The organism is Streptococcus infantis (assembly GCF_000963255.1).
Taxonomy (GTDB): domain Bacteria; phylum Bacillota; class Bacilli; order Lactobacillales; family Streptococcaceae; genus Streptococcus; species Streptococcus nidrosiense.
In genome coordinates this window covers 145,200-159,472 of record NZ_JYOV01000019.1, presented here as the reverse complement: position 1 = coordinate 159,472, position 14,273 = coordinate 145,200, and the positions used below count along the sequence as shown (strand labels likewise).

Here is a 14,273-nt window from a genome sequence, read left to right as displayed (position 1 = left end):
AGATTTCCCGACTATTTAACTTGTATTTGGGATAAGGTTGCGATTGAGATAGCTTTGACAGTTTTTTAGTCTGTTCAGTTGTTTCTCTTCCTAATTTTAAAAGTTTGGCTTTATAAAAATTAAGATTCCACCATAAAAAACTGCATATAAAAAACTGAGAATAAATCCTCAGTTTTTTTATATATTTTATTGTTGTCTTCGTGGATTTTGTTGGGGTTGATTTTGTTGTTGAGAATTTGCAGATGAGTTTGGTTGCGTTGCATTTGGATTAGTAGTGCCATTTGTATTTTCATTTGAAGAGCTTTCACTTTCAGTTGTTGAAGTTGAACTTGAGCTAGAGCTCTCTGTAGTCGAACTTTCTTGAGTTGACTGTGGAATCCAGTTGCTACGTGCCCCATTCTTGAAGATGTAATCACCACTTCTATGAAGTCCTTCTGGCATTGTCCAATCACCAGGGTGATCGTCCTCTGCTAGATACTGCATCATAGAACGATAGATACTAGTGGCAACAGTAAAGCCATCACCAACGATTGGAGTAAGGCGGTTTGAGTAACCAGTCCAGACCGCCATTGAATATTTACGGGTATAACCAACAAACATTTCGTCTGGAGCAACAAATTGACTTGTTTTAATGTGGTTTTCAATCTCTTCATCAGTGTAGTTTGATGTACCAGTTTTACCTGCTTGTGGAAGCCATGAAATATAAGCGTCTCGACCTGTACCAGAGTATAATACTGTTTTCATCATTTCTGTCATCATATAGGCGGTTGTTTCTTTCATAGCACGAGTACCTTGATCAGAAAACTCTTTTGAACTACCGTCGCTAAAGACAACTTTATTGATATACATTGGTTTGTGATAGATACCACCGTTAGCAAATGCAGCATAGGCGGCAGCCATTTTTTCACTACTTGCACCGTACTGTTTACCTGATTCAGTCGTATTACTTGAAATTGCGTTTGCATATACCATGGTTGGATAATCAATGCCAAGTCCGTTTAAGAATTTTTTGGCTTTATCGAGTCCAACTCTATCAAGAGTTTCAACTGCTGGTACGTTACGAGATTGTTGGATAGCAGTTTGAAGAGTGATGTTACCATAATAGCCACGATCCCAGTTGTAGACTGGAGTGCTAGTACCTGGGAAGTTATATGGTACATCCTTAAGCATATAAGCAGTTGAGTCATAGATATCGTACTCAAGTGCAGGTGCATAGTCCGTAATTGGTTTCATAGTTGAACCCCAGTCACGGTTTGTTTCCACTGCTTGGTTAGTACCAAAGGATACATTGCTAGCTTGGTGACGAGATCCGAGTTGGGCAATAACTTTACCATTTGATACATCAATGATAGTAGAGGCTGCTTGGATATCATCATCAGGATAGTTTACGTATTGATCAGTATTATAGACGTCCCAAAGGTGTTTTTGTACCTCTTGGTCGACGTTGGTATAGACTTCCATACCTGTTGTTAATAGATTATAACCTGTCTCTTGTTCTACTTGGTCAATAACCTCTTTAAGATAGTTATCCATGTACTGTGGATAGCTATTAATAGATTTTAGACTTTGAAGTCCATCTGTGATTGGAGTATTGATAGCTGTTTCATATTGTTCGGCTGTAAGGTAACCTTGTTTTTGCATTTCTGACAAAACGAGGTTCCGTCTTTCAAGGGCTGCTTCAGGGTTAGAATAAGGATCGTATTGATTTGGAGCCTGTGGCATACCTGCTAAGAGTGCTAGCTGAGGAATGGATAAGTCTTTGAGGTCCTTACCATAATAGTTTTCCGCAGCTGTCTGCATACCATAGTTACCATTTGACATGTAGACTTTATTGATGTAATAAGTTAAGATTTCTTGCTTAGTTGCAGTTCGCTCTAGCTGGATAGCTAACCAAGCCTCTTGAACTTTACGGGATAGAGTTTGATCAGCTGTTGATGTTGAAAAGTAAGTTAATTTAATTAACTGCTGAGTCAAAGTTGATCCACCTTGAAGACCACTATTGCTTCGAAGGTTACGAAGGAATGCTCCTGCTATACGAATGCTATCAATTCCTCTGTGGTTAAAGAAACGGTGATCCTCGATAGAGACAATCGCATTGACAAGATCAGTAGGAATATCACTACTTTGAGCATTAACACGACGTTCCGAACCTAAATCTGCGATTAGTTCATTTTTGCTATCATAAATTTTACTTGATGTAGTTGCAACAAGTTTACTCTCGGAAAGTTCAGGAGCTTTGTTTGCATAGTAAAGAAAGACACCACCACCAAGCAGGAAAGCTGCGATAAATAAGCTAATCACACCAATGCCGAGGTATTTAGCGATGCGTAAGATAGTTTGTTTGTTCATATTGTTTTACCACCTAGTAAATGTTGTTTGACTGTATCAAGGTAAGGAATTTGTGGAAAAGCAGACTGCTCAATCACATAACCGAATTCTTTGATATAGTCAAGCGGCATTGACTTTTTACCCATATCCTGATGATAAAAACGGATGAGGTCAAGTGCCGGTAATAAATACGTTTCTTGATAAGAAGAAAAATGAAGAAGGACAAAGCAAATCCCTTTTTGATCAAGGACTTGTTCCATATGCCGAATCTGATGAGGATGGAAGTTCTTCATCGGAATCGCATGTTTTTGCTTGGTTTCCTTGGCTTCGAAATCGATGTAAAACCCTTCATAAACTCCAGAATAATCGGTAGTTGATGCTTGTCTAAAATAAGCTTCAACAATCTTAGCACGACTACGCTGAGGATAGTCTACGCGGACAATCTGAACAGGAGTTGGTTTTTTATGGATAACAGCCAAACCGTGTGTCAGATAATACTCGTTTGTAGCATTGATCATCTTCTCAAAGGTCATCCCACGATTTGCGAAATTTTTAGTTTGTGAGGTGATTTGATGTTTTTTTTTCGATGAAAGTTTATGAGGATAGTTGACCATAATTCTCCTTATTGGTACAATAACATCACTCTATTATACCATAAAGGTGCACAGAAAGGGTGAAAAAATGCATACAGCCTTGATTTTAGGCTATTCTAGCTTTGATTTAGGATTGTTTAATGAAAAAGATATTCGTTTAAAAATTATTAAAAAAGCCATTCGTAGAGATTTGGAAAAAATGGCAGACGAAGGATTGAAATGGTTGGTATTTACGGGAACTCTGGGATTTGAACACTGGGTTTTAGAGGTGGCCAGAGATATGAAAGATGACTTTGGTTTCCAACTTGCAACTATCTTTGATTTTGAGACTCATGGGGAAAACTGGAATGAGGGAAATCAGGTTAAACTTAGTGAATTTAAACAAGTTGATTTTGTAAAATACGCCTATCCGAACTATGAACACAAGGGTCAATTACGAGACTATCAACTTTTCTTACTTGAAAATACAGATGGAGCTTATCTTTTTTATGATGAAGAAAATGAAACAAAACTGAAGTATTTTTACGAACTGATGAAAAAGAAAGACAACTATATTACAAAAAGATTAACATTTGAGGAATTAAACGAAGTAGCTGAAAATTTTTCCGAAAATTGAGCCTTTGACCTTGCTTTTTGTTTGCCTTTTTTTATATAATAATACTAGCAACTGAGAATGGAGAGAGACATGGCAAGTATTATTTTTACAGCAAAAGATATTTTTGAGCAGGATTTTGGAAGAGAAGTACGTGGATATAGTAAAGCAGAGGTTGATGAATTCTTGGATGATGTCATCAAGGATTATGAAACTTATGCAGCATTAGTAAAGTCACTCCGTTTAGAAATTGCAGAGTTGAAAGAGGAATTGGCGAAAAAACCTCAAGTGACTCCAGTAGCTTCTGAACCAGCAGAGCTTGGAAGTACAACTTCTATGACAAACTTTGATATTTTGAAACGTTTGAATCGTCTTGAAAAAGAAGTATTTGGCAAACAAATCATGGATAATTCTGATTTCTAAGAATACTTCTGTTGTGCAATTTTTGGATAATCGCGTGAAGAGAGTTTCTTTTCATGAGGAAAGTCCATGCTAGCACAGGCTGTGATGCCTGTAGTGTTTGTGCTAGGCGAAACCATAAGCCTAGGGACGAGAAATCGTTACGGCAGTTGAAATGGCTAAGTCTTAGGATATGTCAGAGTAGACTTGAAAGTGCCACAGTGACGGAGTCTCTCTGGAAACAGAGAGAGTGGAACGCGGTAAACCCCTCAAGCTAGCAACCCAAATTTTGGTCGGGGCATGGAGTGCGCGGAAACGAACGTAGTACTCTGACTGCTAGCAGCTAGAGCTGCTAGTGGTAGACAGATGATTATCGAAGGAAGTGGTCCTAGTCACTTCTGGAACAAAACATGGCTTATAGAAAATTGCATATAGGTTGGGGCTGAGATATATTTCTCAACCTCATTTTTTAAAGTGAATAAAGAAAGGTCTATAAAAGACTGAAATGAAAACAACATTTAATTTAATTGCGACTGTTGCTGCGGGTTTGGAAGCTGTAGTTGGGCGTGAAGTGAGAGATTTGGGTTATGATTGTCAAGTTGAAAATGGGCGTGTTCGTTTTCAAGGTGATGTTAAAGCGATTATCCAAACCAACCTGTGGCTAAGAGCTGCGGATAGAATCAAAATCGTTGTGGGAACTTTTCCTGCAAAAACATTTGAAGAACTCTTCCAAGGAGTTTTTGCTCTAGATTGGGAGAACTATCTCCCACTTGGAGCACGTTTCCCAATTGCCAAGGCTAAGTGTGTTAAGTCAAAATTACACAATGAGCCAAGTGTGCAGGCAATTTCTAAAAAGGCAGTTGTTAAGAAACTACAAAAACACTATGCACGACCAGAAGGTGTTCCCCTGATGGAGAATGGTCCAGAGTTCAAGATTGAAGTTTCTATTTTGAAAGACATAGCGACTGTTATGATTGATACAACTGGCTCAAGTCTCTTTAAACGTGGTTATCGTACTGAAAAAGGTGGTGCTCCAATCAAGGAGAATATGGCAGCTGCGATTTTGCAACTGTCAAACTGGTACCCTGATAAGCCTTTGATTGATCCAACCTGTGGTTCGGGAACCTTCTGTATTGAGGCGGCTATGATTGCGCGCAAGATGGCACCAGGTTTGCGTCGTTCATTTGCCTTTGAAGAGTGGAACTGGGTTAGTGACCGCTTGATTCAAGAAGTCAGAACTGAGGCAAGTAAGCAGATAGATCGAGAGATTGAACTGGATATTATGGGTTGTGATATCGATGGTCGTATGGTAGAAATTGCCAAGGCCAATGCCCAGGCAGCAGGAGTATCTGGAGATATTCTCTTTAAACAGATGCGCGTACAGGATTTGCGTACGGATAAGATTAATGGAGTTATTATTTCTAACCCACCTTATGGGGAACGTCTATCAGATGATGCAGGAGTAACTAAACTTTATGCTGAAATGGGTGAGGTTTTTGAGCCTCTTAAGACTTGGAGTAAGTTTATTCTGACAAGTGATGAAGCCTTTGAAAGTAAGTATGGTAGTCAGGCAGATAAAAAACGAAAACTCTATAATGGTACTTTGAAAGTTGATTTGTATCAATATTTTGGTCAACGTGTCAAAAGAAATTTAACAGATTAGAAAGGAGCTGCCATGGATCAGAAGGATAAAAAAGAAGAATTGTTAGAACCTGAGAAAACATCTCAGGAACCTCAGTTTGACTTTGAGGAAGCTAAGGATCTAACAGTTGGACAAGTTATTCGAAAAAATGAAGAAATCGAAGCAGGAGTAACTCCTGATGATACGATTTTGGACAAATACATTAAACAACACCGTGAAGAAATCGAAGCTGATAAATTTACAAACATTCAGGCGAAGGAAGAGGAACTTCAGAGCCTAGATGATTTGATCCAAGATGCTAAAGAAACGATTGAAGAAGAGGTGAAACCAGTAGAAGAAGTCTCTGAATCAGAAAAGTTTGCTGAAGAAGAGGGAGTAGCAACTGAAGAAGTTCTCCTTTCGCCACTAGAAGAAACTTTAGTTATGGATAAAAATTTTGTAGAGGAAGTATTTGAATCAGAACAGGTAGAAAATGAGGAAACTTTACAAGAAGAAACCCCAATTCTAGCTCGCTCTCTTCAAGAAGATGATGAGCCACGACGCAAAAAACTGTGGGTCATCTTGTCAGCTCTTTTAGCGATTATTGTCTTGATTATTGGGGGTAGCTACTACGTTTATCGTCAAATTACGCGTTCTTCCCAAGAAATTCAGTCTCAGTCATCTGATGCAGGTTTGGTAAGTAATCAAGCAATTCTCGATCAATTTAACAGTCTCTATGACACTTTTTATACTGACGAGAATAAAACTGCCCTAAAAAATAGTCAGTTTAGTCAACTGAATCAACTCAAAGAACTTTTAGATAAACTTGAGGGAGCTAGAGAGCATACTCTTGCTAAATCAAAATACGATAGTCTTGAAACACAAATCAAGGCAGTTCAAGACGTTAATGCTCAATTTGAAACGCCAGCTATTACAGATGGTGTTCTAGATACAAATGCTAAAGTAAAGGCAGATGCTAAATTTACCGAAGTTAAGACTGGGAATACTGAAATTGATAAACTGCTAGATAAGGCTATTAGTCTCGGTAAGAGTCAACTTTCAAGTTCTACAAGCTCAAGCAGTAGTCAGTCAAGTTCATCAAGCCAAACAGAGTCAAGCTCAGCAACTGAAAGCAATGCTAGCAGTTCTGCTAATGCATCAACTTCAGCGGGTGAAACAGCCTCAGCAAATAATATCCTAAATAGTGGACTAGCAAGCAATGGTGTGAACCTACAAAGAAGTGTCAGTCGAGTACCGTACAATCAAGCCGCTGTAAGTGATAGTAGTAATCCTGCTTGGACATTCGCTGATGGTGTCCTTGAACGCATTCTTGAGACTTCGCGTGCGCGTGGCTACATTACAGGTAACCAATACATTTTAGAACCTGTGAATATTGTTAATGGTAATGGCTACTATAATCTTTATAAACCAGATGGTACCTATCTCTTTACCCTTAATTGTAAGACAGGTTACTTTGTAGGGAATGGTTCTGGACATGCGGATGATTTAGACTACTAGTCAAATTGTTACAAAATTCTTTCTTTTCACAGATAAACATGATAAAATAAAACATATTAAACAAGAGGAGTGTCACATGACAAAAGCTAACTTTGGTGTTGTTGGTATGGCCGTAATGGGTCGTAACCTTGCCCTTAATATTGAATCTCGTGGTTATACAGTTGCTATTTATAACCGTAGTAAAGAAAAAACTGAAGATGTGATTGCTTGCCATCCTGATAAAAACTTCGTGCCAAGCTATGATATCGAAAGCTTCGTAAATTCAATTGAAAAACCACGTCGTATCATGCTTATGGTTCAAGCAGGACCTGGTACAGATGCGACCATTCAAGCCCTTCTTCCACACTTGGATAAAGGTGATATCTTGATCGATGGAGGGAATACTTTCTACAAAGATACTATTCGTCGTAATGAAGAGTTGGCTAACTCAGGTATCAACTTTATCGGTACAGGTGTTTCTGGTGGTGAAAAGGGTGCCCTTGAAGGTCCCTCTATCATGCCTGGTGGACAAAAAGAAGCTTATGACTTGGTAGCAGATGTTCTTGAAGAAATCTCTGCTAAAGCTCCAGAAGATGGTAAACCATGTGTAACTTACATCGGTCCTGATGGAGCTGGTCACTATGTAAAAATGGTCCACAATGGTATCGAGTACGGTGATATGCAATTGATCGCAGAAAGCTACGATCTTATGCAACACTTGCTTGGCCTTTCTGCAGAAGACATGGCTGAAATCTTTACTGAGTGGAACAAGGGTGAATTGGACAGCTACTTGATTGAAATCACAGCTGATATCCTTGGGCGCAAAGACGACGAAGGTCAAGACGGACCAATCGTAGACTATATCTTGGATGCTGCAGGAAACAAAGGAACTGGTAAATGGACTAGCCAATCAGCTCTTGATCTTGGTGTACCATTGTCACTTATCACTGAGTCAGTATTTGCCCGTTACATCTCTACTTACAAAGAAGAACGTGTTCATGCCAGCAAGGTGCTTCCTAAACCAGCTGCTTTCAAATTTGAAGGCGACAAGGCTGAATTGATTGAAAAAATCCGTCAAGCCCTTTACTTCTCAAAAATCATCTCATACGCACAAGGTTTTGCGCAATTGCGTGTAGCTTCTAAAGAAAATAATTGGAACTTGCCATTTGCAGATATCGCTTCTATCTGGCGTGATGGATGTATCATCCGTTCTCGTTTCTTGCAAAAGATTACAGATGCTTACAACCGTGATGCAGATCTTGCTAACCTTCTTTTGGATGAGTACTTCTTGGACGTAACTGCTAAGTACCAACAATCAGTTCGTGATATCGTAGCTCTTGCTGTACAAGCAGGTGTACCAGTACCAACATTCTCAGCAGCCATTACTTACTTTGATAGCTACCGTTCAGCTGATCTTCCAGCGAACTTGATCCAAGCACAACGTGACTACTTTGGTGCCCACACTTACCAACGTAAGGATAAAGAAGGAACATTCCACTACTCTTGGTATGACGAAAAATAAGTAGGTCAGCCATGGGGAAACGGATTTTATTACTTGAGAAAGAAAGAAATCTAGCTCATTTTTTAAGTCTGGAACTCCAAAAAGAGCAATACCGAGTTGATCAGGTAGAAGAGGGACAAAAAGCCCTCTCCATGGCTCTTCAGACAGACTATGACTTGATTTTACTGAATGCTCATCTAGGGGATATGACAGCCCAGGATTTTGCAGATAAGTTGAGTCGAACCAAGCCAGCTGCGGTTATCATGGTCTTGGACCATCGAGAAGAATTGCAAGACCAACTTGAAACAATCCAGCGTTTCGCTGTTTCATACATCTATAAACCAATCATTATTGATGATTTGGTCAGTCGTATTTCAGCTATCTTCCGAGGTCGAGATTTCATCGATCAACACTGTAGTCAGATGAAAGTTCCGACAGCTTATCGCAATCTGCGTATGGATGTTGAACATCATACCGTCTATCGTGGCGAGGAGATGATTGCTCTGACACGTCGTGAATATGACCTCTTAGCTACACTCATGGGTAGTAAAAAAGTCTTAACTCGTGAACAATTGATAGAGAGTGTCTGGAAGTATGAAAGTGCGACCGAAACCAATATTGTGGACGTTTATATCCGTTATCTACGTAGCAAACTTGACGTGAAAGGTCAAAAGAGCTACATTAAAACCGTGCGTGGTGTTGGTTACACCATGCAAGAATAGAAAAGCAGTTGCAGTTTTGTAACTGCTTTTTTTGAAGTCGTTGAAATGTTGACATATGATTTGATTTTTGCTACAATCATTTTGGAGGAAACAAGAATGAAATTTTTGAAAAAAATGATGCAAGTTGGACTAGCAGTATTCTTTTTTGGTCTGTTAGCAACAAGTACAGTATTTGCGGATGATTCGGATTCTGAAGGCTGGAAATTTGTTCAAGAAAATGGTAGAACCTACTACAAGAAGGGGGAACTCAAAGAAACCTACTGGCGAGTGATTGATGGTAAGTACTATTATTTTGACTATAATGGTGAAATGGTTATTGGATGGCAGTATATTCCCATGCCAGATAAAGGTAGTACAATTGGTCCTTACCCAAATGGTATCAGATTAGAATATATGCCAATGTCAAAATGGTATTACTTTAACCAAGATGGCGTACTACAAGAATTTGTTGGCTGGCAACAATTAGAGTTAAAAGATTCCTTAACCGTTGGGAAAAAACATGGTGAAGGCTGGGAAGGTCCAGAAGTTCTTAAATTAGCATACTACTACTTTGATCAAGATCATTCTTTAAAGACAGGTTGGCTTTATGATCAATCTAACTGGTATTACCTAGCAAAAACAGGAAATTCTGGGAATAAGAATCTTGGTGGTGAGAAAAGTTCTGGTTGGATTCAAGATGCTTCCACTTGGTACTATTTAGATCCAACAACTGGCATTATGCAAACTGGTTGGCAGTATCTTGGTAACAAGTGGTACTATCTCCGTTCATCAGGTGCTATGGCGACAGGTTGGTATCAAGAAGGTTCAACTTGGTATTACCTAGATGCTCAAAACGGTGACATGAAAACTGGCTGGATTTATGTCGATAATACTTGGTATTACCTCCGTTCGTCAGGAGCTATGGTGACAGGTTGGTTCCAAGTTAATGGTAAATGGTACTATGCTTATAGTTCAGGTGCCTTAGCTGTGAATACCACTGTAGGTGGCTACTACGTCAACTACAATGGTGAGTGGGTACAATAATGAAAACAAGCGATTGTGAAAGGAAACAATCGCTTTTTTTGTGAAAATATAATAAAATAGAAAGGAATAAAGTTCTAAAATTTTATCTAGAAACAGATGATTTTCATCTGATAGTAGGATTAAATGACAAAAGAAGTTGGTGTCGGTCAGGCACATAGTAAAATTATTTTAATAGGAGAGCATGCAGTGGTTTATGGCTACCCAGCCATCTCTTTACCTCTTTTAGAGGTAGAGGTGACTTGTCGGGTGGTTCCAGCAGCGACACCATGGCGTCTTTTTGAAGAGGATACCTTGTCCATGGCAGTTTATGCTTCTCTCGAGTATCTAAATATCCAGGATGCTTGCATTCGTTGTCAAATTGACTCGGCTATTCCTGAAAAACGTGGGATGGGTTCTTCAGCAGCCATAAGTATTGCGGCCATTCGTGCAGTATTTGATTATTACCAAGCAGAACTCCCACATGATGTTTTAGAAATTTTGGTCAATCGAGCTGAAATGATTGCCCATATGAATCCTAGTGGTTTAGATGCCAAGACCTGTCTTAGTGACCAACCTATCCGTTTTATCAAGAATGTTGGTTTTGAAGAATTAGCTATGGATTTGTCAGCTTATCTGGTCATTGCTGATACAGGAGTCTATGGGCATACTCGTGAAGCTATCCAAGTTGTTGAGAGCAAGGGTAAGAATGCTTTACCATTCTTGCATGCGCTAGGAGAGTTGACCCAAGAAGCAGAAGAAGCGATAAAAACAAAAGATGCCGTGAAGCTGGGAGAAATTCTAACCAAAGCTCATGGAAATCTAAAGGAAATCGGAGTTAGTAGCCCTGAGGCAGATGCCTTGGTTGAAACTGCCATTGAACATGGTGCTCTAGGTGCTAAGATGAGTGGTGGTGGTCTAGGTGGCTGTATCATTGCCTTGGTTGCTAATGTCAGTCAAGCACAAGAACTCGCAGAAAGATTAGAAGAGAAAGGAGCTGTTCAGACATGGATCGAAAGCCTGTAACAGTACGTTCCTATGCCAATATTGCTATTATCAAATATTGGGGTAAGAAAAAAGAAAAAGAGATGGTTCCCGCGACTAGCAGTATCTCTCTGACTTTAGAAAATATGTATACGGAGACGACACTTTCACCTTTGCCAGCAGATGCTAGGGCAGATGAGTTTTACATAAATGGTCAGTTGCAAAATGAAGCTGAACATATCAAGATGCGTAAAATCATTGACCGCTACCGTCCTGAAGGAGCAGGTTTTGTTCGTATCGATACCAAGAACAATATGCCAACAGCGGCAGGTCTTTCTTCAAGTTCCAGTGGCTTATCTGCCCTGGTCAAAGCCTGTAATGCCTATTTCCAATTAGGATTAGATCGTAAAGAGTTGGCCTTAGAAGCTAAATTTGCATCGGGTTCTTCATCTCGTAGTTTTTATGGCCCCTTAGCAGCTTGGGACAAGGATAGTGGAGAAATCTATCCTGTCGAAACTGACTTGAAGCTAGCTATGATCATGTTGGTCTTGGAAGACCAGAAAAAACCAATCTCTAGTCGGGATGGTATGAAACTCTGTGTGGAAACTTCGACAACATTTGAGGACTGGATTCGTCAGTCTGAACAAGACTACAAGGATATGCTGGTCTACCTCAAGGAAAACGACTTTGAGAAGGTTGGAGCTTTAACAGAAAAGAACGCTCTTGCAATGCATGCTACGACAAAAACTGCAAATCCGCCGTTCTCTTATCTGACAGATGCGAGTTATGAGGCTATGGATTTCGTTCGTCAGCTTAGAGAACAAGGAGAATCTTGTTACTTCACCATGGATGCGGGGCCTAATGTAAAGGTTCTTTGTTTAGAAAAAGACTTGGAACATCTATCAGAACTCTTAGGTCAACGCTATCGTTTAATCGTTTCAAAGACAAAGGATTTGAGCCAAGATGACGATTGTTAAAACTTGTGGAAAGCTCTACTGGGCTGGTGAGTATGCCATTTTAGAACCAGGGCAGTTGGCACTAATAAAAGCTATTCCCATCTATATGACAGCTGAGATTGAGTCCTCAGAAGTTTATCGACTCTACTCGGATATGTTTACTTATGTTGTGGACATGCGACCGGATTCTTCCTATGCCTTGATTCAAGAAACAGTTGCCTTGGTGGAGGAATATTTGACTGCCCAAGGAGTTGACTTGCGTCCTTTTTCCCTAGATGTTCGTGGAAAAATGGAACGTGAAGGTAAGAAGTTTGGTCTGGGTTCTAGTGGTAGTGTCGTTGTTTTGGTTATCAAGGCTATGCTTGCTTTCTATGAAAGAACAGCTGAAAGAGACCTCTTGTTTAAACTGGCGAGTGCAGTCCTTCTCAAACGTGGAGACAATGGTTCCATGGGGGATATTGCCTGTATCGTTTCAGAAGACCTAGTCCTCTATCAGTCGTTTGATCGTGAGAAAGTGTCACAATGGCTAGAAAAGGAAGACTTGCCAACTGTATTGGCACGTGATTGGGGCTTTTCTATTAGGAATGTTGAACCGGTCTTGGCATTTGATTTTCTGGTGGGTTGGACCAAGGAAGTGGCTGTCTCTAGTCACATGGTTAAGCAAATCAAGAAGAATATGAATGCTAGCTTTTTGCAGGCTTCAAAAGAAACAGTAACTAACTTGGTAAAGGCTTTGGAGGCAGGTCAAGAAGAAACCATTATTGACTTACTAGAACAAGCCAGCCAACTTTTAGAAGGTTTGAGTTCAGATATTTACACCCCTTCGCTCAGACAATTAAAAGATGCCAGCAGAAACTTAAAAGCTGTCGCTAAAAGTAGTGGTGCTGGTGGTGGAGACTGTGGAATAGCCCTCAGTTTTGATCAAGATTCGACCACATTACTGAAAAAACGCTGGGCTGATCTTGGGATTGAGCTCTTGTATCAAGAAAGGATAGGACATGACGACAAATCGGAAGGATGAACACATCCGCTATGCCCTTGAACAAAAAAGTACTTATAATAGTTTTGATGAGGTTGAATTGATTCATTCTTCGCTACCCTTATATGATATAGATGAGATTGATCTTTCGACAGAATTTGCAGGGCGCAAATGGGATTTTCCTTTTTATATTAACGCCATGACAGGTGGGAGTGACAAGGGCAGAGAAATTAATCAAAAATTGGCTCAGGTGGCAGAGACTTGTGGAATTTTATTTGTGACGGGTTCTTACAGTGCTGCTCTTAAGGATTCATCGGATGATTCTTTCTCAGTCAAAGCTAGTCACCCTAATCTTCTACTTGGAACCAATATTGGCTTAGACAAGCCTGTTGAATTGGGGATACAAACGGTAAAAGAGATGAATCCTCTTCTCTTGCAAGTTCATGTGAATGTTATGCAAGAATTACTCATGCCAGAAGGTGAGCGTCAATTTAGATTGTGGCAAAGCAATCTGAAAGATTATGCTGAGCAAATCTCAGTTCCTCTTGTTTTAAAAGAAGTCGGCTTTGGCATGGATGTGAAGACTATTGCTAAGGCGTACGAAATGGGGATACGTACGGTTGATTTGTCTGGTCGTGGGGGGACTAGTTTTGCCTATATCGAAAATCGTCGTAGTGGTCAACGGGACTACCTCAATGATTGGGGGCAATCGACCATGCAGGCTCTTATCAATGCCCAGGACTGGAAAGATAAGATGGAGCTTCTGGTAAGTGGAGGAGTTCGCAATCCACTAGATATCATCAAATGCTTGGTCTTTGGAGCAAAGGCAGTTGGGCTTTCACGCACCATGTTAGAGTTGGTTGAAAACTACCCGGTGGATGTCGTTATCTCTATTGTTGAAGGCTGGAAGGAAGACCTACGCTTGATTATGTGTGCCCTTAATTGTTCAAAAATTGAGGATTTACAAGAGGTCGACTATCTCCTTTACGGAAAATTAAAAGAAGCAAAAGACCAAATGTGAGGAGGTCGGGATTTTGGTCCCGATCTCTTTATCATTCCTCAGACTGATGTGACTTTTTGGTTTTGTGATACAATAAAATAG

Annotated in this window: 13 protein-coding genes and 1 other RNA gene; 12 read left to right on the top strand and 2 right to left on the bottom strand. The window is 39.9% G+C overall.

Annotated elements, in window-relative coordinates:
* Positions 1 to 186: 186 nt before the first annotated feature.
* A complete protein-coding gene (pbp1a, locus tag TZ96_RS07895) occupies positions 187 to 2,349 on the bottom strand; it encodes a penicillin-binding protein PBP1A (protein WP_045763611.1) in 2,163 nt (720 codons plus the stop codon).
* Positions 2,346 to 2,942, bottom strand: a complete 597-nt coding sequence (gene recU, locus TZ96_RS07890; RefSeq protein WP_045763610.1) for a Holliday junction resolvase RecU — start codon at positions 2,940 to 2,942, stop codon at positions 2,346 to 2,348. Before recU ends, pbp1a begins: the two co-directional genes overlap by 4 nt.
* A gap of 67 nt (positions 2,943 to 3,009) precedes the next feature.
* Here recU and TZ96_RS07885 point away from each other — a divergent pair, with 67 nt between their 5' ends.
* The 12 genes from TZ96_RS07885 to fni all read left to right on the top strand — a co-directional run bounded on the left by TZ96_RS07885 (position 3,010) and on the right by fni (position 14,192).
* On the top strand, positions 3,010 to 3,537 hold the full coding sequence (locus tag TZ96_RS07885) for a DUF1273 domain-containing protein (RefSeq protein WP_045763609.1): 528 nt from the start codon (positions 3,010 to 3,012) through the stop codon (positions 3,535 to 3,537).
* A gap of 69 nt (positions 3,538 to 3,606) precedes the next feature.
* Positions 3,607 to 3,936 (top strand): cell division regulator GpsB, encoded by a 330-nt coding sequence (gene gpsB, locus TZ96_RS07880; protein WP_000146538.1) that lies wholly within the window; start codon positions 3,607 to 3,609, stop codon positions 3,934 to 3,936.
* A gap of 18 nt (positions 3,937 to 3,954) precedes the next feature.
* Positions 3,955 to 4,335: RNase P RNA component class B (rnpB, locus tag TZ96_RS10305), an RNA gene on the top strand.
* Positions 4,336 to 4,417: 82 nt separating this feature from the next.
* Positions 4,418 to 5,575 (top strand): THUMP domain-containing class I SAM-dependent RNA methyltransferase, encoded by a 1,158-nt coding sequence (locus TZ96_RS07875; protein WP_045763608.1) that lies wholly within the window; start codon positions 4,418 to 4,420, stop codon positions 5,573 to 5,575.
* Between the two features lie 12 nt (positions 5,576 to 5,587).
* Complete coding sequence (gene mapZ / locus TZ96_RS07870) at positions 5,588 to 7,051, top strand: cell division site-positioning protein MapZ (protein ID WP_045763607.1); 1,464 nt, start codon at positions 5,588 to 5,590, stop codon at positions 7,049 to 7,051.
* 76 nt (positions 7,052 to 7,127) lie between these two features.
* Positions 7,128 to 8,552: an NADP-dependent phosphogluconate dehydrogenase gene (gene gndA, locus TZ96_RS07865; protein ID WP_003017375.1), complete on the top strand. Its 1,425-nt coding sequence runs from the start codon at positions 7,128 to 7,130 to the stop codon at positions 8,550 to 8,552.
* An 11-nt stretch (positions 8,553 to 8,563) separates the two neighbouring features.
* Positions 8,564 to 9,253, top strand: coding sequence for a response regulator transcription factor (locus tag TZ96_RS07860; RefSeq protein WP_045763606.1), 690 nt, complete (start codon positions 8,564 to 8,566; stop codon positions 9,251 to 9,253).
* Positions 9,254 to 9,349: 96 nt separating this feature from the next.
* Entirely contained in the window at positions 9,350 to 10,276 is a 927-nt protein-coding gene (gene cbpJ, locus TZ96_RS07855; protein ID WP_045763628.1) for a choline-binding protein CbpJ, read from the top strand.
* Between the two features lie 123 nt (positions 10,277 to 10,399).
* A complete protein-coding gene (gene mvk, locus TZ96_RS07850) occupies positions 10,400 to 11,278 on the top strand; it encodes a mevalonate kinase (RefSeq protein ID WP_045763605.1) in 879 nt (292 codons plus the stop codon).
* Positions 11,260 to 12,213, top strand: a complete 954-nt coding sequence (mvaD, locus tag TZ96_RS07845) for a diphosphomevalonate decarboxylase (RefSeq protein ID WP_045763604.1) — start codon at positions 11,260 to 11,262, stop codon at positions 12,211 to 12,213. Before mvk ends, mvaD begins: the two co-directional genes overlap by 19 nt.
* On the top strand, positions 12,200 to 13,213 hold the full coding sequence (locus tag TZ96_RS07840) for a phosphomevalonate kinase (RefSeq protein ID WP_045763603.1): 1,014 nt from the start codon (positions 12,200 to 12,202) through the stop codon (positions 13,211 to 13,213). The genes mvaD and TZ96_RS07840 overlap by 14 nt, the downstream gene beginning before the upstream one ends.
* Positions 13,191 to 14,192 (top strand): type 2 isopentenyl-diphosphate Delta-isomerase, encoded by a 1,002-nt coding sequence (gene fni / locus TZ96_RS07835; RefSeq protein WP_045763602.1) that lies wholly within the window; start codon positions 13,191 to 13,193, stop codon positions 14,190 to 14,192. Before TZ96_RS07840 ends, fni begins: the two co-directional genes overlap by 23 nt.
* The last annotated feature ends 81 nt before the right edge of the window (positions 14,193 to 14,273 follow it).